Origin of the sequence: Limnohabitans sp., assembly GCF_034680285.1 — a bacterium.
GTDB lineage: Bacteria > Pseudomonadota > Gammaproteobacteria > Burkholderiales > Burkholderiaceae_C > Limnohabitans_A.
On the sequence record NZ_JAXITC010000016.1, the window covers coordinates 1 to 23,096 of the forward strand.

Annotated in this window: 14 protein-coding genes; 10 read left to right on the forward strand and 4 right to left on the reverse strand. The window is 54.6% G+C overall.

Annotation, left to right across the window (positions count from 1 at the left end; genetic code table 11):
- Positions 1-194: hypothetical protein (locus SWE17_RS12950; RefSeq protein ID WP_322993505.1), on the forward strand; the 194-nt coding region annotated here is incomplete at its 5' end.
- A 16-nt stretch (positions 195-210) separates the two neighbouring features.
- The gene (locus SWE17_RS12955; RefSeq protein ID WP_322993506.1) at positions 211-1,413 is read left to right on the forward strand and encodes a class I SAM-dependent methyltransferase; all 1,203 of its coding nucleotides are present in this window, start codon (positions 211-213) and stop codon (positions 1,411-1,413) included.
- Positions 1,414-1,424: 11 nt separating this feature from the next.
- On the opposite strand, the gene SWE17_RS12960 is transcribed toward SWE17_RS12955, so the two are convergent.
- Entirely contained in the window at positions 1,425-2,495 is a 1,071-nt protein-coding gene (locus SWE17_RS12960) for a Calx-beta domain-containing protein (protein WP_322993507.1), read from the reverse strand.
- 88 nt (positions 2,496-2,583) lie between these two features.
- On the opposite strand from SWE17_RS12960, the gene SWE17_RS12965 reads away from it, so the two are divergent.
- On the forward strand, positions 2,584-6,522 hold the full coding sequence (locus tag SWE17_RS12965; RefSeq protein WP_322993508.1) for a hypothetical protein: 3,939 nt from the start codon (positions 2,584-2,586) through the stop codon (positions 6,520-6,522).
- A 27-nt stretch (positions 6,523-6,549) separates the two neighbouring features.
- Here the strand turns inward: SWE17_RS12965 and SWE17_RS12970 are convergent, their stop codons facing one another.
- Together SWE17_RS12970 and SWE17_RS12975 are read right to left on the reverse strand one after the other, a co-directional pair.
- Complete coding sequence (locus SWE17_RS12970) at positions 6,550-8,301, reverse strand: LTA synthase family protein (protein WP_322993509.1); 1,752 nt, start codon at positions 8,299-8,301, stop codon at positions 6,550-6,552.
- Positions 8,302-8,388: 87 nt separating this feature from the next.
- Positions 8,389-10,752, reverse strand: a complete 2,364-nt coding sequence (locus tag SWE17_RS12975) for a calcium-binding protein (protein WP_322993510.1) — start codon at positions 10,750-10,752, stop codon at positions 8,389-8,391.
- 201 nt (positions 10,753-10,953) lie between these two features.
- Between SWE17_RS12975 and SWE17_RS12980 the strand changes: the two genes are divergently transcribed.
- From SWE17_RS12980 to SWE17_RS13010, 7 genes are all read left to right on the forward strand, one after another.
- On the forward strand, positions 10,954-14,043 hold the full coding sequence (locus SWE17_RS12980) for a calcium-binding protein (protein WP_322993511.1): 3,090 nt from the start codon (positions 10,954-10,956) through the stop codon (positions 14,041-14,043).
- Between the two features lie 288 nt (positions 14,044-14,331).
- Entirely contained in the window at positions 14,332-17,304 is a 2,973-nt protein-coding gene (locus tag SWE17_RS12985) for a calcium-binding protein (RefSeq protein WP_322993512.1), read from the forward strand.
- Between the two features lie 55 nt (positions 17,305-17,359).
- A complete protein-coding gene (locus SWE17_RS12990) occupies positions 17,360-18,628 on the forward strand; it encodes a glycosyltransferase family 4 protein (protein ID WP_322993513.1) in 1,269 nt (422 codons plus the stop codon).
- A gap of 180 nt (positions 18,629-18,808) precedes the next feature.
- The gene (locus tag SWE17_RS15370; protein WP_416235015.1) at positions 18,809-19,705 is read left to right on the forward strand and encodes a peptidylprolyl isomerase; all 897 of its coding nucleotides are present in this window, start codon (positions 18,809-18,811) and stop codon (positions 19,703-19,705) included.
- Entirely contained in the window at positions 19,702-19,923 is a 222-nt protein-coding gene (locus SWE17_RS13000; protein ID WP_322993514.1) for a hypothetical protein, read from the forward strand. The genes SWE17_RS15370 and SWE17_RS13000 overlap by 4 nt, the downstream gene beginning before the upstream one ends.
- 30 nt (positions 19,924-19,953) lie before the next feature.
- Positions 19,954-20,736, forward strand: a complete 783-nt coding sequence (locus SWE17_RS13005; RefSeq protein WP_322993515.1) for a glycosyltransferase — start codon at positions 19,954-19,956, stop codon at positions 20,734-20,736.
- Between the two features lie 63 nt (positions 20,737-20,799).
- Positions 20,800-21,912, forward strand: coding sequence for a glycosyltransferase (locus SWE17_RS13010; RefSeq protein ID WP_322993516.1), 1,113 nt, complete (start codon positions 20,800-20,802; stop codon positions 21,910-21,912).
- On the opposite strand, the gene SWE17_RS13015 is transcribed toward SWE17_RS13010, so the two are convergent.
- Positions 21,899-22,993: a hypothetical protein gene (locus tag SWE17_RS13015; protein ID WP_322993517.1), complete on the reverse strand. Its 1,095-nt coding sequence runs from the start codon at positions 22,991-22,993 to the stop codon at positions 21,899-21,901. The two genes, SWE17_RS13010 and SWE17_RS13015, sit on opposite strands and share 14 nt — an antisense overlap.
- Between the last annotated feature and the right edge of the window lie 103 nt (positions 22,994-23,096).

Sequence of the window (23,096 nt, forward strand, 5' to 3'; positions counted from 1 at the left end):
CCATCATCGATATGGAGAGCTTCGCATTGCCAACCGCCCCCGTGCACAAAAAGACCCGAGGCTTTGCAACTGCGGGCCTGAGCCAAGCGCTGACCCGTAACCAGCAACTGACAGCCAACTTCAGCGTGCGCAGCCAGCCCTACTCGGGGCAGACGGTGTCCTCTGCTGTGGTCGGTTACCGACTGAGCTTCTGAAGCGAGTCACGCCCGCATGCCAACCACTGCCCTGTCCGACGTCGTTTCCAGCCAGTACACCAAATGGATGTACCCCGAGCCGATCCTGGATCTGCCGGATTGGTTGTCGCGCAATTGGCAGTGGTTTGACCCCAGCCATGCCCACCGCTTGTTTTGGCCGACCCAGGACTACAGAAGCGGTATGGACATCCTGGTGGCCGGTTGCGGCACCAACCAGGCGGCGGTCATCGCATTCACCAACCCTGGGGCGCAGGTGGTGGCGGTGGATGTGAGCCAGCCTTCTTTGGAGCACCACCGCTTTCTGAAGAACAAATATGGCTTGAAGAACCTCGATCTTCACCTTCTGCCCATCGAAGAGATCGGCAGCCTGAACCGTGACTTCGATCTCATCATGTCCACCGGGGTGCTGCACCACATGGCCTCGCCAGAAACCGGCATGAAAGCGCTGGCCGCTTGCCTGCGGCCAGACGGTGTGGCCGCGATCATGCTCTATGCCAAATATGGCCGCATCGGTGTGGACATGATGCAAGCGGTTTTCCGTGATATGGGGCTCGATCAGAGTGAAGCATCCATCCAGGTGGTTCGCGAGGTGTTGGCGGCCTTGCCCGCCGACCACCCGGTCAGAAGCTACATGGCCATTGCGCCTGACCTGAGCTATGACGCAGGGCTGGTCGACACGTTTTTGCATGGGCGTGAGCGCAACTACAGCACCAACGATTGTCTGGACCTGGTGGCCCAGTCCGGACTCGTGTTTCAGGACTGGCTGTTCAAAGCGCCCTACCATCCTTCTCCCATGGCCGAGGGGGCGGTTGCAAGGCGATTGGCTGGCCTGCGCAAAGAGCAGCAATGGTCCATCATGGAGCAGATCAACTTCCGCAACGGTTGCCATTTTTTTACCGCCTGCCGCCCGGACCGTGCGCTGGCAACGTACAAGATCGACTTCTCGCTGGGCGATGCTGCGAGGTACATACCCACACTCCGTTACCGCTGCAGCATTCAAGCGCAAAAGATCTGCAGAAGTGATTGGTGTCTGGAGCTGAGCGCTGTGGAAATGGCCGTACTGCAATATGCCGATGGTCGGCGGACCATTGAGGACATCGCTGCAATGGCTTGTGCATCGGGCGTCATTGCAGAGGCTGTCTGCTCAGACAGCTTGGCGTCTGTGACGCAGCTGTTTCACAAGTTATGGACGCTGGACTTTATGGCCATGAGTTTGTGACGAGTGATAACCTACTGGCCGCTCAGCGGCCAATAGGCCAGCCCACTTTGTTCCAAGCCAGTCAACTGGATGTTGGTTTTGTTGAGGCTCGTGTCAGCGGCCATGGTGCCGATGCTGGCCACGGTATAGGTCTGGTTGTCCAGTAGGTCTGTGAACGATTTGCGCGTGGCTGGATCCGGCGCGTGCCCGACCACATTGGTGTACAGCAGATCGACCACTTTGTCATGGCTGGGCTTGACCCCCAATCGGGCGGTGATGGCCAATTGCATCAGTTGGGTGTAGCTGTAGTTCAATGTGTCACTGTAATAGAGACCGATGCCGGCGTACTCTTTGTTTCCAACAGATGACTTGCCAAACACTGCACCCAGTGTTTTGGCGACCTCGCCCGCGCTGGTGGCCAAATCCAGTGCCAGATTGACATCAGTGAATTGCAGCCGGTCAACGTTCAGCAATGTATCGGATTGCCCAGTAGCAGTTTTGGAGCTGATGCGCCATGAACTGTCGGTTTTAGAGATCTGATAGCTGGCCATGGGTGCGGCGTAGCGAACGGATTCCAGTTCGGCTGTCCCAAGGATCAAGTTGTCAGTGGTCAATGACGTGGGTGAGGCGGTGTTTGCCTCAGTGAGTCGGACCAAATTGACTGTACCGGGAGAACCTGCTGAGGTGTCGTCGTCAAGGATCAAGGCGTCGCTGCGGCTTTGGGCCAAGCGCACGTTGGTGGCGCTGCTGGCGATGCTGAAGTTCAGGTGAAACTGTTCATTGGCCTCGGTCTTGGCATCGTTGGTGAGTGCAAATCGGATCTCTTTGCTGATCTCACCAGGCGCAAAAACGAGAACTCCATTGTAGGGGTCGACGCTTTTGACCAGCGCGTTCAGGGCAGTTTGGAGTTTTTGTGCGCCACTGTCAAAAACGGAGTCCGTGATCAGCGGTAAGCCGATATCGCTGTCGCTGGCGGTGTCAAAAACGGTTGAAAAGTTGACTTGAACCTGGCTGGTTGCTCCAGCAGAAAGCCGGACAACCACACCGAACGTGCCGTCCGATTCTTTGGCAGCGGTGCCAGCGGCAGTTAAATACAGCTTCATTGATAAATGGCCTGACCAAAAATTGATATTTTAACGATAATGATATAAAAGTCATTTGAATATATCTAAATTGTGAATTGAGAGAGTCATGAGTTCCACAGTCTTACAAAGTTCAGGCGGCATTTCCTTGCTGAGTAACTCTGACGGCACTTTGTCTGTCGATGAGGGTGGCACCAGCACGGTGATTCGTGACATGGGCTCAAGTTCACCTTTCATGGGTGGAGGCATTGTGGCGGCCGGATACCACGCAGGCTACAGGGTCGTGGTGTTCGGTGGCGGACACACTTGGTACATGAATGCCAGTTGGCAAAAGGACAGTGTTGGTCCCGGCAATGCTTCAACCACGCAACTGAGTCAAGACCAGATCAACAGCCAATTTTTTGGCATCTCACCACCCGTGAACGTGCCTCCTGTCACCAGCACGGTCGTGGAGTCTGCGGGTGGCGTGAGTTTGTTGCGCAACTCCGACGGGACATGGTCTGCTCAAGAGGCGGGTACCACTACGCTCATCAAAGACATGGGCTCAAGCAATCCCACAACGATCAACAACTTGATCGCAGCGGGTTATCACAATGGCTACAGGGTTGTGGTCTTCGATGGTGGTCATACCTGGTATATGAATACCAATTGGCAAAAAGACAGTGTTGGCCCAAGTGGTTGGTCGACAACTCAATTGAGCCAGGCCGAGATCAATGCCGATTTTTTTGGTGGCCCTGCCGTCACGCCGCCGCCGCCCGGTCCTTCAACGGGAGGAGGTGGAGGCGGTTCGCAAGCGGTGATCAGTGCGGTGGTCATGAGTTCCGGTTCGGTGTCGCTGGTGCGCATGAGTGATGGCTCTTTGGCTGCACAAGAAGGGGGACAAAACACGCCGATCAAAGACATGGGCTCCAATGTGCCCATGTTCAACGGTGTGATAGCTGTGGGCTACTACAACGGCTTCAGAGTGGCCGTTTTCGGTGGAGGCCACACCTGGTACATGAATGCCAATTGGCAAAAAGACAATGCGGGTCCTTCAGGTGTGTCGACGACACAACTCTCGCCGGTTGAGATCAATACGGTCTTCTTTTCTGGCGCAGGCCTTGCGGTCAACCCGCCGGTAGTCCCGGGTGGAACGCCCGGGAATTCACAGCCTGTCACCAGTTCAGTGTTCATGACTGCTGGTCCTGTCTCTCTGCTCAAGAATTCCGATGGCACCTGGTCTGTGAAAGAAGGTGCCGCAGTGACCTTGATCAAGGACATGGGGTCCAGCTCCCCCACGACCATCGCCAACATCATTGCTGCAGGTTACGTCAATGGCCAAAAGGTGGTTGTGTTTCAGGGTGGGCACACCTGGTACATGAATGACAGCTGGCAAAAAGACAGCGTAGGGCCAAATCGTGCTTCGACCACGCAGATGTCTCCTGAACAAATCAATGCCGACTTTTTTGGTGGACCGGCGGTGCCCAATGTGCCCAATGTTCCCAACGGCGGAGCTTCCGGTGGTGCGGGCACTACTTCTACAGCAGTTTTGTCCAGTGGCGGTGTGACGCTTTTGAAAAACTCAGACGGCACCTGGTCTGCACAAGATGGTGCAAATATCACCCTGATCAAGGACATGGGCTCCATGAGCCCTACGAAAATCAGCAACCTTGTTGCCGCGGCTTATCTGGGGTCTTACCGAGTTGTCGTCTTTGACGGTGGACACACTTGGTACATGAATGCCAATTGGCAAAAAGACAATGTGGGTCCGAATGGTTCATCCACGACGCAGTTGACGCCATCGCAAATCAGCAGTGAACTGATGGGGGTCAAAGTGGTGCCAACTTCAACACCTGTGCCGTCCAATTTGATGATGAGTTCAGGTGCAGTAACCTTGTACAAAGATGGGGCGGGTGCTTGGTTGGTCAAAGAAGGCAGCAGCGCTCTGGTGCCGATCAAAAATCTGGGTTCCGATGCGCCAGTGACTGCAGGTGACATCATTGCCGCCGGCTTTCACAATGGTTACCGTGTCGTTGTGTTCAGCAATGGACACACTTGGTACATGAATGCAAATTGGCAAAAAGCGTCGGTGGGGCCCGCTGGTGCCGATACGTTGCAAATGACCAACGATCAGATCAATGTGGCGTTTTTTGGTGCCACATCCCTTCAAGGCGGAGCGAACTCCAACAGCACACCCCAGGCAATAACCAGCACCGCCGTGATGGGTTCGGGTAGCGTTTCTTTGCATAGCAATTCAGATGGCACCTGGTCTGTCAAAGAGGGCAACGTGACCACGCTGATCAAGGACATGGGCTCCATTGGTCCTACCAAAATCGGCAATATCATTGCCGCTGGGTATGACAATGGTTTCCGGGTTGTGGTGTTCCATGGTGGCCACACTTGGTACATGAATACCAATTGGCAAAAAGACAATGTGGGTCCCTCTGGTGCCTCGACCACTCAACTGTCACCAGCACAAATCAATGCCAACTTTTTTGGTGGGTCGCCGGCGGATGCCCCTACGACCAGTAACTTGGTCATGAGCAATGGTGGCGTCACTTTGCTGCACAACACCGATGGCACTTGGCAGGTGAGTGATGGCAATTCGGTATATTTGATCAAGGACATGGGTTCTTTGGGTCCGACGACCATTCCCAACATCGTTGCAGCTGGTTACAACGGTGGTTACCGTGAAGTGGTTTTCAACGGCGGGCATACCTGGTACATGAATGCCAATTGGCAAAAAGACAATGTCGGTCCTGGTGGTGCATCGACCACACAGCGGACTCAGGGGCAAATCGACACCGTGTTTTTAGGCCTGACAAGCCAAGCCAGCGCCTTGACCAGCAAGATGGTGGAGAGCTTTGGTGGGGTATCACTCCTCAAGAATTCAGACGGCACTTGGTTTGTCGAAGAAGGAGGGCAAAAAACCCTGATCAAAGACATGGGGGGGCTGGGGCCGACCACCATTTCCAACATCATTGCAGCAGGCTACGACAACGGCTACCGCGTTGTCGTGTTCAGCGGCGGCCACACTTGGTACGTCAATGCGAATTGGCAAAAAGACAATGCCGGCCCAGGTGGGATGTCAACGACACAACTGAGTCAGGCGCAGATCAATACAAGCTTCTTTGGTGCTATGCCTGTCACAACCGGTAGCAGTCCTACTGGCAGCGAGTATGTGGGCAGCGCTGGGGGCGTCACTTTGCTCAAAAATGCGGACAGTACATGGACAGTCAAGGAGGCTGGAGGCACGGTCTTGATCAAGGACATGGGCAGCAACTCCCCAACGCAAATTTCGAACATCGTGGCGGCTGGTTATCACGATGGCTACCGCGTAGTGGTATTCAGTGGTGGCCACACTTGGTATATGAATGCCAGTTGGCAAAAAGATACAGTGGGGCCATCTGGTGCCTCTGCAACGCATTTGTCAGCTGCGCAAATTTCGGCCGAGTTCTATGGCGGCAATTCCAATGTTGTTCATGCGCAAGCCAATGCGGTGATCAATGGCACATCGGACGTCAATACAGTCGTATTTCAGGGGTCACTGACCGAGCACAATTTGCTCAAGAATGGCAATGTGGTGATGGTCACCGACGCATCGGCCAATAACCAAAGCATGGTGACGAATGTGGAGCGGTTGAGGTTCAACGACGCGTCGCTTGCGCTTGACACACAAGAAACGCAGGTGGCCGGCCAAACCGCTTTGTTGGTGGGCGCCATCCTGCCTGGAAAAACTGTGTTGGACCCAACTTCTCAGTCTGTTTTGGGTGCTGTCATCGATCTGCTTGATCAGGGGGTCAGCCTCTCATCGTTGGCCGATTCGATTTTCCAACTGCCCATTTGGGACAGCCTGACCGGTAAATCATCGGTCACGCCTGCAGACATTGCCACTTACTTGGTCAATAACGTACATGAGGGGCAAGCCGATGCTGCGACCTTGGCCTCAGCCATCGATGAAGTGAACAACTCACCCGCTGAATTCCTCACCAATTTGATTGGCAGCATGGCCGCTCAAAGCCATGTGGGTTTGGTTGGGATTCAGGAGTCGGGCTTGGTCTATACATGATGTGCTGAAGCGCTGGTGCGAAACAAGTCACCTTGATGCGGACAGCCATCCTAGCCCTAGTCTGAAGCCGTGAATTTGATCGATCCAGTGAGATGGGCCTGTCGCCGGCGCAATGTAGGCGGTTTGATTACCGTTCAATTTAATCGGATGATTTTGATCGCCACATTGAGCTACCACCAGGTCCAAGTCATAGGGGCGACGCGTCAGCAAACAATCGGGTTCACGCGAAGCGCCGGGCCAAATGTTCCCCTGTCCCTTGGCGGCGCAACTGGGGCCCTTGTCGGTCAAATGCATCAGTGTTGGAAATACATCGGTTTGGGAAAAGTTGCCCACTGTCTGCTGTCCACTTAAACCCGGGCCCAAAATTAACAATGGAATTTTTGCGTAAGCCCGGTCACCAAAATAATTGGCTTCCTTGGCGGAGGTCGGCACCATGGATCTGTGATCTCCCGTGACAATCAAGTAACCGTTTTCAAAGAAGCCTGAAGACGAAAGCTTGGAAATGAATTCACCCATGGCCACATCTGCATAGCGCACCACACTCTCTAAAGATTTTTCGCCTGTCACAGGATGCTTAAATGGCTGGTGGGTTGAGACTGTTTCCAACGTTAAAAAGTAAGGTGACGCTGAGCGCCCGCCCATCCACTGAATAGCCCGCGCATAAAGAGCCTCATCCGTTGCTGCGTCGAAATGAAAGCGTGGCATGCCGTCATAAAAGGGATGTTCATGGCCCTCGATCTCTTGAAATCCAATGCCACGAAGCCAAGCCTGCTTGCCCATGAAAGACAGGTTGCCTGTCGTCAGAAAAGCCGTGCTGTAACCGGCCTTGCCCAAGTGTTGAGGAATGCTGTTCGGAACTTGAGCGTATTGAGTGAACATATTGCCCGCTTGCGGGCGTGGTATGGGCGCAAGACCTGTGAGCAATGCCACCAACCCATCTTCTGTGGTGATGCCGTTGGCATGGAAGTTTTTGGCACTCAAACCCCTCTGAAGCCAATGATCCAGCTGAGGGGTCCAGTTGTGCATTTTGCCAAGAGCCTGACTGTGGAAGCTGGACAGTGACTCTACAACCAACAAAATCAGATTTGGCGACTTCCCCATACCTTGTGAGCACTGCTGGGGCATGGGCTCCTTGGCGTTCATCAACGGGTCTTTACCGTAAGCCGTAAGTCGAGTTTGGGGGCGAGTAAAGGCGGAAACTGAGTTTTCTAAGTAAGGCGTGTGGAAATTTCTTTCTTGCATTGGTTGCATTAACAATGCCATGGCCATCGGTAAGGTCCATGGGTAAACCGATCGTTTGGATGTGCTGGAGGCGGTTGAACGTACAACATAGACAAGGCTCAAAGCCATCAAACACAAAGTCAGAAAAATGGCGACAAGAGCACCTATGGGGTCGTTGAAAAATTGCAACGTAAATGCTTTGACTGCAACCAGCTCGCCAGAGAACTTAAGCAACTCTTGCCAGTTGAATCGGACCCCAAAGAGTCGGAGCACAGCAACGTCGATCAACATGATCAGGAGACACGTCAACAGCAACAGTCTGACCGCTGTACCCAACCAGCGCCAGTTAAGCCAGCTGGAAAACTGATGCAAAGCCAGCGCAATCAGCAAAAACTGTATTTCATGAACCATAGACTGCTTGAGCAAGCAAGAATCACAGTCCAGCATGACCGATACATCGTTGGCAAATGACCAGCGAAACAATGTGCCCAGCAAGAACAACAACGCAATGGACCAAGGCGACACCTTGGATAACAGGCCGCTCAACTTGGGGAACATGCCGTTGGTGGTTGGCTTTGAAATCAAGGAGTCTTACATTTCTTGTTTATCAATTGACGCTCACCTTCAGGACATCAGTGGCCGATGCTATTGTGCGACCAAGCTTGTCGACTCCAACTCTGTCAACTGAACACCCGTGAGGCGGATGATCTGGGTGATGCCCTTGCCATCTTGGTCGGTCACCACAAAAGAGTCGTTGCCAACCTGGCCCGCAAAAATTTGAATGGTGCCATCCAGACTCAGATCGGCTGCAGTCAACAAGCTGCTTAAACTCGCAGAAATTCCATTTTTAACGAAATTACTGGCGGTGGTTTGAATGCCCACGTTGAGGGTGTCGCCTTGCGATTTGCGGAAGTCTGTCACCGTGTCAGTGGCGCGGAACTTTGCGGTGTCTTGGTCCGCAGTTTTGAAGACAAACCGGTCTGATCCGAGACCGCCGCTGAAGCTGTCATGTGCAGCGCCACCGATCAACACATCGTTTTGGTCGTTGCCAGACGCCGTGATCTCGACCAAACTGTTTTGGCCATTCACAGTCAGCGACGCATTAGATTCTTGGGTGATGACAATCCCCGAAGTCCAGCTCACGCTGGCTGCAGCCCCGACAGTCAACTCTGCGGCTTGACCGCCGCTGAATGACAGACTTTCCATCTGAGTCACGCCGCCTAAGAAACTGTCGGCCAGATTGACCGCACCAGCACCCTTGAGCGTGACTATGTTCAGCGTGTCGGTGCCTGTCCCGCCGTTGAGGTTCGCATTGCGAGTGCTGAATGGGGACGAGCAGATGATCACGTCATCGCCCGATCCGGCATTGACCGTGCTTTCACCGGTGACCAAAATGGTGTCACTCAAACTCGTACCCGTCACGTTGCTGTTGATGTTGCTTGAAAAGTCCAAGGTGATGCGGTCGATGCCGCTGTCAAAAGCATTGTTAGCGCTGACCACATCGAACTTGAGTTGGCTGAAGTCAAAGGTGCCTGCTGACCCTTTGACGGTCAATTGAGCAGGCAATTCACCGGATGACATGATGCGAATAGCGCTTCCCGACAACTGGGCAGCGGTGAAAGTCGCTTGCTCACCAGAATTGATCAACACCTGATCGAGCCCCATGCTGGTCAGGGTGTTGGTTCCCATGTTCAATAGCGTGAAGTCGATGCTGGTCATGGCCCACAAAGTGTCCGTGCCGCCTGTGTCGGTGATGATCTCACCCATCACCACCTCGGGTGCACCCGGCAAACCTTGGTAAAGGTAGGTGTCGTTGCCCTCGCCGCCCCTTAAAGTGTCGGCACCGCCCCCGCCCACCAGCGTGTCGTTCATCATGGTGGCCCGTTCCGCAGGGCTAGCTTGAGAGGCGTTCAGGGCGTTGTAGTCCCCTTCCAACAAGTCGAAGCCATCCCCCCCATTCAGGTAATCAGAACCGTAGCCGCCATAGATTTGGTCATCGCCGGCGCGGCCATAAAGCGTGTCACTGAAGATGTCGTCGAACGTGTAAGTGATGGTCTCTATTTCACTGACGCTGTAAGAATCAAAGTACCAGCTCACCACCTTGGTGACGTTGGTGCCCGCATACAGCGTGTCATTGCCTGAGCCGCCATCGAGGTGGTCGCGCCCATGTCCACCATCGAGGGTGTCGTTACCTTCGCCACCCAAAATCAAGTCGTTTCCGGCAAGCCCTTCAACCTTGTCGGCGCCCGCCAAAGCGTCCAGGGAATCGTCTCCGGTCGTTGCCATGTGGCTATCGGCCGAGGCAGTCAAAGGTGTTGTTTTGATGGTGTAACCAGCGGTGGCTGGATTGTTGGCGCCTAAGGCTTTGTAGTTCAGGCCATGCTCTTGGAATGAAGCGCGCCAGAGTGCGGTCTTTGTGGAGCTTGAAAGGTCCAAAAGGGCGAGCATCTTTTCAAAACTCAGACCCAATTCATTGGCGTACGCATAGTTAACAGCCAGATGCTTAGGGTTGGCTGCGATAAAGCTTAGAAAAGCTTCTTTTGTGACCGCTGCATGACCAAGTTGCACTTCGATTGAAGAGCTTGGCGGTGCATCAATGATTGCCAGAGCGTTGGTCACGTCTGCTGTCAACTCTAATTTGGAGGATGTGTAATTGGTGTTAGTGGTGGCGCGGATGGCCTGCACGGCTTCTGCAATGACCTGGGCCTTGGTTTTGGTGCCTGAAACTTGGGTCACCACCCAGTTGATGGCCCAAGCTCGAGCACTGGCTGGTACATCGATGGCCAACAAGGCGTCTGCGAGGTAGGTGGCGAATGCATCGGGGTCTTTGGCGCTGAGCGGCGCAAAATCCGCTTCCGCTGAAAGAGTCGCGGCAACCTGAAACACTGTATTGCCGTTCTCTTTTTGCGTCACCATTTGAGCCAACTGGGTCACGTTCGGCGCTTTCCCAAACATGATCAAATAAAGGGCGACCAACTCTTGTCTTCCGTCGGGTGTGATTGCAGCCATGGTGATTCAATCCAGTAAAAGTGGTTTAAGTAGGTAAGTGATCAGGTAAATACATTATTGCCATAAAAGTCAAAATTCTGATAATCATTGAAAAGAATAGGTGAAAGTATCAATTCAAAAGTTCAAGTGATGTGAGTTTTAGTCAAGTGAATCCGTTATAGTCATTTGTTAAAATTAAATAAATTGTTAAAACTATCTAGCATGGCGACAACACCTGACTTCTCATCTTTGTTGGTCAAGCTCAACATTCCATGGACCTATAAAGCCAACCGTACTTGGTGGCGCCTCGAGACTCATGGATCGCATACGGTGAATGGTGTGCAGCTGATCCCAGGTGCGCCGGGGTTCACTCCCAAGGCGGCCTACCTGATGTGGACTGGCTTGTTCGGCGTTCTGGGTGCGTCCAGTGCTGCGCCCCTGACCTTGACCGGCACCAATGGCAACGACACCCTGACGGGCGATGCCGGAAACGACTCTTTCACCGGTGGCGCAGGTGCAGACAGCCTGATTGGGGGTGCGGGTAACGACACTTTCAATGTGACCGATACAGCGGGCGACGGCAGTGACACGATCAATGGTGGTGATGGAACTGCCGACGTGATCGCGGTGACCGCCGGGCAGACCATTGTGTTTGCCGCCAACGATGCCAACATCACAGGCGTTGAAAACATCACCTTGGGCGCAGCCGCCAGCGTGACGCTGACGGGCCAAACTGAGGGCTTCAACATCACTGGCAGTGGAGGCAACGAAACGGTGGTCGGGGGTGATGGTAACGACACGATCACGGGTGGCGCGGGTGCTGACAGCATCACCGGCGGTGGTGGTGCAGACACGATCGATGTGGGTGCAGATGCCGATGTGGACACGGTGGTGCTGGCGGCTGCGGCCGACAGCTTTGCAGGCAGCATCAACACAGGCACCACGAACTTGGGCGCCAGCATCGATGTGGTGAGCAACCTGGCGGTGGGCGACCGGTTTGACCTGACCGCTCTGGGGCTGAACGCCAGCATCAACGGCGCTGCTGTGTCCAGCAACCTGGCTGCGGTTTCTACTGCCGGAGGCTGGGGCCTGATAAGGGGCACCTATGTGAATGGCGTGTTCACCCAGAACACCGGTACCGACACCCACACCTTGCTGGTGTATGACACCAATGGCGCAGGTGCGGGCAGCGACTTGGGGGCAGTCGTTTTGGTGGGGGTGTTTGGTGGCTCAGCGGTAAACGGCATGGTCACGCTGGCGCTCCCCGGCAACACCATCACAGGTACAGTTGGCAATGACACACTTACAGGTGGAGCAGGAAACGACACCATCAGCGGATTGGCGCAAGCCGACAGTTTGAGCGGTGGTGACGGTAATGACACATTCAATGTGACCACCACGGCCAACGATGCCAACGACACGATCAATGGTGGAGCCGGTAGCGCAGACACTATTTCCGTGTCTGGGACGATTGTGTTTGCCACCAACGATGGCAACATTACCGGCGTTGAAAACATCACCTTGGCCGCTTCTTCAAGAGTAACTCTGACGGGTCAGACTGAGGGGTTCAACATCACAGGCAACACGGGCGGCGAGTCGGTGGTGGCCGGGTCTGGCAATGACACCATTGCAGCAGGTGCAGGCGCGGACATCATCAACGGAGGTGGTGGTGCAGACGCAATCGATGTGGGGGCCGATGCCAATGTGGATATGGTGGTGCTGGCGGCTGCGACCCACAGTTTTGTGGGGGCCATCACATCTCCCTCATCGAACCTGAGTGCCAGCATCGACGTGGTGAGCAACCTGGCGGTGGGGGACCAATTTAATCTGACCGCGCTGGGGCTGAACGCCACAATCAACGGCGCTGCTGTGACCAGCAACCTGGCCGCAGTGACAACAGCTGGCAGCTGGGGGCTGATACGGGGCACCTATGTGGGGGGCGTGTTCACCCAGAACACCGGTACCGATACACACACATTGCTGGTGTACGACACCGATGGCGCAGGCGCGGGGAGCGACTTGGGCGCCGTGGTGCTGGCCGGCTTGTTTGTCGGCTCAGCGACAGCCGGGACTGTCACGCTGGCTCATCTCGGTTACAACATCACCGGTACGACTGGCAATGACACACTCACCGGCGGACTGGGTGACGACACCATCAGTGGATTGGCGGGCGCAGACAGCATGAGTGGCTCAGCTGGTAATGACACTTTCAACGTGACATCGACAGTCAACGATGGCGACGACACCATCGATGGCGGTGCGGGTACCTTAGACGTGATTGCTGTAGCGACTGGTCAAACGATTGTTTTTTCTGCTGTAAATACCAATATTACTAATATCGAGCGCATCACGCTCGGTTCAGGGGCCAGCGTGACGCTAACAGGCCAGACAGAAGCTTTCACGGTTTATGGTGGCATCGGCAACGAAGTCGTTATTGGGGGGGGCGGGAATGACACCATTAACGGTGAGTCGGGGAACGATACTTTGACCGGTGGCGGTGGTAATGACTTCTTAAACGCCGGCGTCGGCACTGACACCATCACCGATGCAGGCCAAGGCGCAGACAGTATCACGCACAACTCGGCCGCATCAACTGTTGCGATTGCAGTCACGGGCACTAACACAGTGACGTTGACGGCTTCGCAAGGTGGAGCAACCGCTACCAGTGCTGCCGGGGTGAACACTGTTGTCAACGCTTCGCCTTCGGGATCAGCTGTGACGCTCAACGGCAACACGGGCAATGATTCATTGACTGGTGGTAACGGCGCAGACGCCATCACCGGTGGCTCTGGTAATGACTCGCTCACGGGTATGGGCGGCGATGACACGATCATCGGTGGCTCTGGTAATGACACGATCAAGGTTGGGACTAACAATGACAGTCTGACCGGCGGTGAGGGAAGTGACGTATTTGTCTGCAGTGCGGGCGATTCGAATTCCTTTAATGGAAAGTTTAGCCGCATCACTGATCTGGTTCTGGACGGTGCCAATGGCGACCTGTTGGACTTAACTTTGACCGGAACGCTCAGTGTTCGCACTGCAACTGTGGCGACGAACTTAACTAGTTGGCAATGGATTTCTAATGATATCAACGGGTGGTTCCGACCTGGTGGCTCGGAGTCTGCTGGTGAGCAATTCACAGGCGGCGGCAATGCCACAGCAGTCCTTGCGACGTTCAGCAATGGTATTTTTCTGATTGTTGACGTCAATGGCGATGGTGCATTTATCGCTGATACATCATTTAAACCAGATGTTGTCATCAATGTCACCGGCATAACTAACACCAGCTTCACAACCGCCTGCTTCATTTGATTGGGTTGGGCTGTGACCGGGCTATAGTGGGTTTGTCACTCTATTCACCATCGCCATGAACATCCTGTTCATTCACCAAAACTTTCCCGGGGCAGTTCGCACCACGTGCACCTTCGACTGCCAATCACCTAGAACGGCCACTCTTCAAATATGTTTCTTCGCAAGTTTCTGACCAGAACTTACCCCGTATTTGAACTCCGTCGGGTAGATTTGGACTGAGGAAAACCTTGAGTTGATTGATCGTACAAATTGATTAAAATCAACAATAGTAATAAATACCGACTATAAATGATTAACACTGATCACTGGGCACTGCTGGGCAAACTCAACATTCCATGGACCTACAAAGCTAATCGTACTTGGTGGCGTCTTGAGAGTCATGGTTCGCATACGGTGAATGGTGTGCAGCTGATCCCAGGTGCGCCGGGGTTCACTCCCAAGGCGGCCTACCTGATGTGGACTGGTTTGTTCGGCGTTCTGGGTGCGTCCAGTGCTGCGCCCCTGACCTTGACCGGCACCAATGGCAACGACACCCTGACGGGCGATGCAGGTGACGATTCTTTCACCGGTGGCGCAGGTGCAGACAGCCTGATTGGGGGTGCGGGTAACGACACTTTCAATGTGTCCGATACAGCGGGCGACGGCAGTGACACGATCAATGGTGGTGATGGCACTGCCGACACGATTGCGGTCACCGCCGGGCAGACCATTGTGTTTGCCACCAACGATGCCAACATCACAGGCGTTGAAAACATCACCTTGGGCGCAGCCGCCAGCGTGACGCTGACGGGTCAGACCGAGGGCTTCAACATCACAGGCAGCACGGGCAACGAGACGGTGGTGGCCGGGTCTGGCAATGACACCATTGCAGCAGGTGCAGGCGTGGACAGCATCAACGGCGGCGGAGGTGCAGACGCGATCGATGTGGGTGCCGATGCCGATGTGGACACGGTGGCCTTGACGGCGGCGGCCGACAGCTTTGCAGGCAGCATCAGCACAGGCACCACGAACTTGGGCGCCAGCATCGATGTGGTGAGCAACTTGGCCGCGGGCGACCGGTTTGACTTGACCGCTCTGGGGCTAAACGCCAGCATCAACGGCGCTGCTGTGTCCAGCAACCTGGCTGCGGTTTCTACTGCCGGAGGCTGGGGCCTGATAAGGGGCACCTATGTGAATGGCGTGTTCACCGAGAACACCGGTACCGACACCCACACTTTGCTGGTGTATGACACCAATGGCGCAGGTGCGGGCAGCGACTTGGGGGCAGTCGTTTTGGTGGGGGTATTTGGTGGCTCAGCGGTCAACGGCATGGTCACGCTGGCAGCGCCGGCCGTACCAGGCGTGACCCTGGCAGGTGACGGCACCAACAATACGCTGACGGGGGGCGTTGGCGATGACACACTCAGTGGTGGCGCTGGCTTGGACAGCCTGAGTGGCGCAGGTGGTAATGACATCTTTAACTTAACCAACACAGCAGAAGACGCCAGCGATACGATCGACGGTGGTGCCGGTAGCTCAGACACTATTTCCGTGTCTGGAACGATTGTGTTTGCTAACAACGATGCCAACATCACCGGGGTAGAGAACATCACCCTCGGCGCTGGTGCCAGTGTCACGCTGACTGGGCAGCTTGAAGGCTTCAACATCACCGGTGGCAGTGGTAATGAAACGGTGGTTTGTGGTGCGGGAGACGACACCATTGCTGGCGGTGCTGGCAATGACGATATCAATGCCGGTGGCGGCATCAACGTGGTGACGGATGCGGGTCAGGGCAATGACACGATCAGGAGAAGCATCACGGGTGGCTCAACAACCATCAGCGTGACAGGCACAGGCACAGTGACGCTGATCGCCACAACAGCCGATGCCATCGCCAACAGTGCGGCGGGTGTGAACACCGTGGTCAACGCGACTTCATCCTCTGGGCAAGGTGCAGTGACCCTCAACGGAAATACAGGCAACGACTCGCTGACAGGCGGCGCCCTGGCCGATACCATCACCGGTGGCGCAGGCGTCGACACCTTGACCGGTGGCTCGGGCGATGACACCTTCTATGTCACCACCACGGCTGACGACGGCAATGACAGCATCGTGGGTGGTGCTGGTAGCAACGACACGATCGCTGTGGCTGCAGGCGCTGCAATAGCATTTGCAGTGGATGCCAACCTGGCGACTGTCGAAAAAATCACCTTGGGGGCTGGTGCCAGCGTGACGCTGACAGGTCAGACAGAAGCGTTCACCATCACCGGAACCACCAGCGCAGAACAGATTGTTGGAGGTGCGGGTCACAACACCACCTTCAATGGTTTTGGCGGCGCGGATACATTGACAGGCGGAGCGGGCAATGACGTCTTTAATTTTGCGTCATCAGCTCAGCTAGCTCAGGCCGCTTCAGTCAATGGCGGCGCTGGTTCCGATAGAGTGGCAATCGCTACAGGCACCTCAGACCTTGCAATTGTGGACAGCGATTTCACAAGGGTTTCCGAAATGGAGAATTTGTTCGTAACGCGAACTGCGGGATCTCATGTCCTGACACTGGGTACAGTAACAAGTGCTGCATATGCGAACGGCATTAGTGTGTTTTTGTACCTTGCCGGCAGTTCGGCTGTAGAAATACAAGGTTCTCTTTTAACCGTTCGAATTTCAATATCTACGATACCAGATATAAGCGCTTCGATTCAAGGTGGTTCAGGCAATGATAATTTGTTGTTTGGAGCGACTTCTCTTTCAGATAGCTCCATTAATGGTGGTTTTGGCAATGACTCAATTCGTGGTGGTAGCGGCAGCGACACTTTGGTGGGCGGAGATGGACAAGACTCAATTCAGGGCAACATAGGAAGCGACCTACTGACCGGTGGCCCAGGTAGTGATCAATTTTTATACTCCACAGCGAGCCATTCGAACGCAAACTCTGCAATTGATCGGATCACCGACCTGGTTCTGGACGGTGCCAATGGCGATCTGCTGGACTTTTCTTTGACCGGAACGCTCAGTGTGCGTACCGCCACTGTGTCGGCTAACTCAACAGGGGCTGACACCCAAGCGGAAATCACCGGGTTATTCAACAGTGCTACGGGCACCGTAGCTGCTGGCGAGCGGTTCACGGGTGGCTCGAATGCAACGGCCGTACTTGCGACCTTTAACGATGGTATGTTGTTGGTTGTTGACGTCAATGGCGACGGTGTATTCAACGCTTCAGATGTTGTCATCAACATCACTGGTGTGACGGTGACCGACTTCACAACCGCCTGCTTCATTTGATTGGGGTGGGCTGTGACCGGGCTATAGTGGGTTTGTCTTTCTATTCACCATAGCCATGAACATCCTGTTCATCCATCAAAACTTTCCTGGTCAATTCAAGTTTTTGGCCCCTGCACTGGCCCAGCAGGGCCACAAGGTGGTGGCCATGACCATGCGGAAAACTGAGGCCAAAGAATGGCAGGGTGTGCAGTTGGTAACTTACACCGCCAGCCGGGGCAGCACGGCCAACGTGCACCCGTGGTTGTCAGACTTTGAGACCAAGACCATCCGGGGCGAAGCGTGCTTTCAGGCGGCTTTGAAGCTGAAGGAAGCGGGCTTTACCCCCGATGTCATCATCGCCCACCCTGGCTGGGGTGAGAGCCTGTTCATCAAAGAGGTTTGGCCTCGGGCCAAGCTGGGCATGTATTGTGAGTTTTTCTACCAGCTCCAGGGGGCCGATGTCGGCTTTGACCCGGAATTTACAAATCATGACCCGACCGATGCATGCCGTTTGCGGTTGAAGAACCTGAATAACCTGCTGCACTTTGAGGTGGCCGACGCGGGCATCAGCCCCACCCACTGGCAAGCCAGCACTTTCGCGGAACCGTTCAGGTCCAAAATCTCGGTGGTGCACGACGGCATTGACACCGAGGCGGTTGCGCCTAACCCGCGGATCAAACTCACGCTCAACCAAAACCTGACGCTGACCAAGCAGGACGAGGTCATCACTTTCGTCAACCGCAACCTGGAGCCTTACAGGGGTTACCACGTCTTCATGCGGGCGCTGCCCGAAATCTTGAAACGCCGACCTCAGGCCCGTGTGCTGATCGTGGGCGGGGACGACGTGAGCTACGGGTCAAGACCCACTTTGCAGCAGCACGGTGGCCAAACGTGGAAAGAGGTCTTTGGCCGAGAAGTTCGCCCCCAAATTTCCGATGAAGACTGGGGGCGCGTCTTGTTTTTAGGGAAAGTGCCTTACAAACACTTCGTTTCGCTGCTGCAACTGTCCACCGTTCATGTGTACCTGACCTACCCTTTTGTGCTGAGCTGGAGTTTGCTCGAAGCCATGAGCGCGGGCTGCGCCATTGTGGCCAGCAACACCCAGCCACTGCATGAGGCCATCACACACAACGAGACAGGCAAGCTGGTCGATTTCTTTGACCCCAAAGCCTTGGCTCAAGAGGTGTGCGACTTGCTCGACAAGCCACAAGAGCGCCAAAATCTGGGGGCCAACGCCCGCACCTTTGCACAGCGCAACTACGATCTCAACACCGTGTGCCTGCCCAAACAGATCCAGTGGGTGGCTGACTTGGCGGTTCTCCGTTCAAGCCCGTCTTCCAATTGATCAGCACGGTTCAGGCCCCATTTTTATGAGGCGGGGCATTTCGATTGCTTTATGGTGTCCAGAGCCCATTCAACCAGAAATGACCTTTTGTTGTAATGAAAAGGGCAAAAGCCACGGCCCCAGTGAGCTGAGCCTGCGTTACAGTTAACCCCCTGTTCAGTTAGCACCTTCGATCACGCCATGCCCCCCCGCTTTTTATTGTTGACACTCAAATCCGTCGCTGTACTGGTGGTGGCCGCGCAGTTGCTGGCTTGTGGCGGTGGTGGAAATGAGTTTCCGCCTGTGGTGACGGGTGTCAGCGCACGCACTTTGCAGTACAGCCGCACGGCGGTCATCAACATTGGTGGCAACGACCTGCGCAACAGCATGACCGTGGACACGGGCGGCGCATGCACCAACCCCAGTTTTGCGGCCAGCAGCTCTACCAGTTTGGTAGTGCTCAACTGCACGGTTGTCAAAGTGGGGGCCATGCCGCTTACCGTCAAAGACAGCAGTGGCAAAGTCATTTACCAATCATCGCTCACCGTGCCTCAGCCCCAGGTCACCATCGCCACCACCATCACCAGCAGCAGCGGCACCAGCAATGGCGCTGTGGTGGTCGAGCTGGACCCAGCGGTGGCACCCGTCACGGTCGACAATTTTTTGGGTTACGTGAACCGCGGCTTTTACAGCAACACCTTGTTTCACCGCGTGATTCCGGACTTCATGGTGCAAGGCGGCGGCTACACCACAGGTTTGGTCAAGAAAACAGGGCAGTTGGCGCCCATTGTGCTGGAGAGCAACAAGGGCTTGTCTAACCTGCGCGGCACCATCGCCATGGCCCGATTGGGTGATGACCCTAAAGACCCAGAGGGGTCAGCGAATTCCGCGACCTCAGAGTTTTTCATCAACGTGGTGGACAACCTGTTCCTCGACTACAAAAGCACGGCCAGCCCGGGCTATGCGGTGTTTGGCAAAGTGGTGAAAGGCATGGATGTGCCCGACGCCATCATTCAGCAGACAACGCACAGCATCAGTGGCTTTAAAGATGTGCCCGTGACCGATATGACCATCACTTCCATTCGGCAAACCCAATGACACCGATCACCGGCACATCCCTGTCTGCCATCGATGCCAAAGACAGCATCGAGGCCGATTTTTGGCGCGAATTGGCCGAGATCGAAGCCGAGTCCATCGGCTGGCAAGCGCTGGACGATGGTGTTTACCTGCACGTCGGCTCCGACCAAGCCGTGGTCGAGATCACTGGCTGCGCCACCGCCGCCATGGCGGGGTGCAATGTGTTGTGGGTGGTTTGAGGGTTTGAACAGGCAAAGGCCACTCTTTTGATGTCAAACCAAGTGGCCGTTGACTTTTCTTTGGTAAGCCACGGCCATGGTGATTTGGTGCGTCAGTCGCTCGCGTCATTGGCAGAATCTTTGCAGCACAGCCATCTCAAAACCCGCGTTTTGCTGACCTTGAATCTGCCAGAGCCGGAGTTGGAGGCGCAACTCCATGCGCAAAAGTGGCCGTTTGAATTGACCTTTCTGCGCAACGCACAGCCCTTGGGGTTTGGGGCCAATCACAACCAAGCCTTTCGTGCGTCTCAGGCGCAATGGTTCGGCGTCATCAACCCCGATGTGTTTTGGCCACAAGACAGCTGGTTTTGGCAACCCTTGGCGCAAGACGCTTGGCCGTCTCATGTTGGGCTGGTCTGTCCTGAGCAACTGGGCGCCAACGGGCAGCGACAAGACTATGCGCGGCGCCTGATCACACCGATTCAGTTGCTCCGGCGCGTTGCCCTGCGCTTTGTGGGTGTGGCGCCTTCAGCGCAGGCCATGGATTTAGCGCAGGCCGACTGGGTCAATGGGGCCTGCATGTTCTTCAAAACCGAGGTGTTTGAAAACCTGCAGGGTTTTGACGAGCGGTTTTTCATGTACTGCGAGGACACCGACATTTGCCTTCGTTTGCAGTTGGCTGGCTGGTCCATCGCCCCGATGGGGGGCGCGGTGGTGCACGACGCACAACGAAACACAGGGCGCAAGTGGCGGCACTTGGCTTGGCATGTCCAAAGCTTGTGGCGTTTGTGGTGGTCTGCCCCGTACCGACAATTCAATAGCCGTTATCGTTAACCGTTACCCCAAAACAGCAGTGCACTGCTTTAAAATCGTTTTTATAAATAACTGATCAGAGTTGTGCTTTTTCTTTCTTTCATAAGTTTTGTCGTTTCTTTTATCGCTGTTCGCTTTGTGCGGCGGTGGTTTCGTCGGCACGCGCAAAACTATGTCCAAGATGCACCCCAGCGATTTCACCATGGGGCCGTGCCTCGTTTGGGTGGCTTGGGCATGGTGGTGGGATGGGTGGCCGGCTTAGCGACAGCATTTGTTGCGCCTTTCTGGGGCATGCATTTGGGTGTGCCCATGATTTGGAGCGATTTTGTCGGTTTGTCGCTGGTGGTGTTGTCGGCGGTCTTGGTTGGTTCGGCCGAAGACGTCACACAGCGTGTGGCTGTGCGTTGGCGTTTGCTGGCTACAGGCTGCGTAGGCCTGATGGCCGTTGTCCTTTTGGACATTTCTGTACCGCGCTTGGGCCTGGCTTGGTTAGACCCCTGGTGGACCACATGGCCAATGCTCGGCATGGTTTTGGCGATACTGGCCATCATGGGCTTGCCACATGCCTTCAACATCATTGATGGCTACAACGGGTTGGCGGGTTCCGTGACGGTGCTCATTGGCTTGGCCTTGGCCTATGTTTCTTTACAAGTGGGTGACCGGCAGTTGGCCGCTTTGTGTCTGTGCTTGATTGCAACGACTTTGGGTTTTTTGTTCTGGAATTACCCCAGAGGCTTGATTTTTGCGGGTGACGGGGGGGCTTACTTGTGGGGCGTTTCGATCGCCTTGATCTGCATCTTGCTGGTGCAACGGCACGACTCGGTTTCTCCGTGGTTTGCCATGTTGTTGTTGATCTACCCCGTGTGGGAAACGGTGTTTTCCATCTACAGGAAATCGTCCCGTGGCATGTCGCCCAGCTTGGCAGATGCCTTGCATTTGCACCAGTTGGTGTATCGCCGTTTGGTGCGCTCGGTTTTTGATGAAGACGAAGCCCGGAGTTTGCTCTCACGCAACAACCGAACCAGTCCCTACCTGATGGCTTTTACGCTCATGTCTGTGGCACCAGCCGTGTTATTTTGGTCGAATACACCAGTTTTGATTGGCTTTTGCGTGCTGTTCATCGCGACTTACGTGAGCGCTTATTTGATGATCGTCCGCTTCAAAATTCCGGACTGGTTAAAACTCAGACGCCGATAAACCCGGAATAAAACACTCCCGTTGTTTGCAAACCCGTGAGGTTGATTTGGGTTTCCAGCAAGCCTGCACTGGCCGCCATGGTTAACAGTTGCGCCTTGCTCATGGCACCTGTGTCGAGATAATTGATGTAGATGGCTTCAGAAAAAATATCTGGCTTCATACCGACCACGTTTTCATAGACCTCGACCACAAACGCTTTGTTGCTGGTGTTGCCGATGGTGTTTTCGATGAGTTTCAAATCCACCACCAGTTGGGCCATTTCTGCGGTGGTTTTGCCTTGGTCAAAGAGCTGGACGGCTGGCGCAAAGAAGGTCCCTACGCTTTGTGCACCAAACGCCGCGCCAATCAGCATGGCCGCTTTGTAACCGTTTTCGCCTGGCTGGAAATCAAACGCCAAGGTGCCGTCGGTGAACTGCAGGCGTTCTACGGCATGAAGGTATTGACTGCCATCGATCCCGACTTTGTCTGTGACCTTCAGGCCTGGCAAATTGGATTTTTGTGTGTATTCATCCCAAACGGTGGCTGGTGCGATGGTGTAATTGGCTTTTTTGCCACGGTAAACGGAGGTGTCTCTGCCTGAGCCACCATAAAAAATATCACTGGCTTCGCCAATGCCGTTGCCATAAAAAATGTCATTGCCACCAAAGCCGTCCACCACATCCGAGGCTGCTGTGGATTTGCCACTTTTAAAGCCAATGAAGGTGTCGTTGCCGCTGTAAATGATTTCAGCAGCGGCTTTCGAGGATTTGGCTTGATTTTCCAGTTTGGCGTCAACTCCGGGGCTGAACACCGTGCGCTCCATGACAACACCGTTGATAGAGGTTTCGATTTTGGTCGTGGTGCCTGTAGCTTTGGCAGAGAAATCAGCCAGGTTGGTGGGCAGCCCGTTGGGGTACTGAAAATTCCCATCCACAACGGCTTGCACCAACATGCCTTTGTAGGTGGCTTTGACCACGATTTGGTTGGCTGTGGGGGTGCCAACCAGCTCAAATGCATCACGCGGCAAACTGCTGTCTTCAGGGCGTTTGGGGAGGTTGTACAGGCCCGTGGGTAGATTCAGATTTTGAAAAGTGATAGACATGACAGCGTTAAGTATCCCGAATCAAACTGAAATTGAATAAGTGCTTATAATTTTAAGGCTTTTATCAGTTGTCATTGATTTAAATGTCAGTTTTCATGCCGAT

Excerpts from the sequence above, each read along its gene's own strand:
- SWE17_RS12965 (WP_322993508.1), top strand. The coding sequence starts at position 2,584 with ATGAGTTCCACAGTCTTACAAAGTTCAGGCGGCATTTCCTTGCTGAGT.
- SWE17_RS12985 (WP_322993512.1), top strand. The coding sequence starts at position 14,332 with ATGATTAACACTGATCACTGGGCACTGCTGGGCAAACTCAACATTCCA.
- SWE17_RS13005 (WP_322993515.1), top strand. The coding sequence starts at position 19,954 with ATGTCAAACCAAGTGGCCGTTGACTTTTCTTTGGTAAGCCACGGCCAT.
- SWE17_RS13015 (WP_322993517.1), bottom strand. The coding sequence starts at position 22,993 with ATGTCTATCACTTTTCAAAATCTGAATCTACCCACGGGCCTGTACAAC.
- SWE17_RS12960 (WP_322993507.1), bottom strand. The coding sequence starts at position 2,495 with ATGAAGCTGTATTTAACTGCCGCTGGCACCGCTGCCAAAGAATCGGAC.
- SWE17_RS12980 (WP_322993511.1), top strand. The coding sequence starts at position 10,954 with ATGGCGACAACACCTGACTTCTCATCTTTGTTGGTCAAGCTCAACATT.
- SWE17_RS15370 (WP_416235015.1), top strand. The coding sequence starts at position 18,809 with ATGCCCCCCCGCTTTTTATTGTTGACACTCAAATCCGTCGCTGTACTG.
- SWE17_RS12990 (WP_322993513.1), top strand. The coding sequence starts at position 17,360 with ATGAACATCCTGTTCATCCATCAAAACTTTCCTGGTCAATTCAAGTTT.
- SWE17_RS12975 (WP_322993510.1), bottom strand. The coding sequence starts at position 10,752 with ATGGCTGCAATCACACCCGACGGAAGACAAGAGTTGGTCGCCCTTTAT.
- SWE17_RS12970 (WP_322993509.1), bottom strand. The coding sequence starts at position 8,301 with ATGTTCCCCAAGTTGAGCGGCCTGTTATCCAAGGTGTCGCCTTGGTCC.
- SWE17_RS13000 (WP_322993514.1), top strand. The coding sequence starts at position 19,702 with ATGACACCGATCACCGGCACATCCCTGTCTGCCATCGATGCCAAAGAC.
- SWE17_RS12955 (WP_322993506.1), top strand. The coding sequence starts at position 211 with ATGCCAACCACTGCCCTGTCCGACGTCGTTTCCAGCCAGTACACCAAA.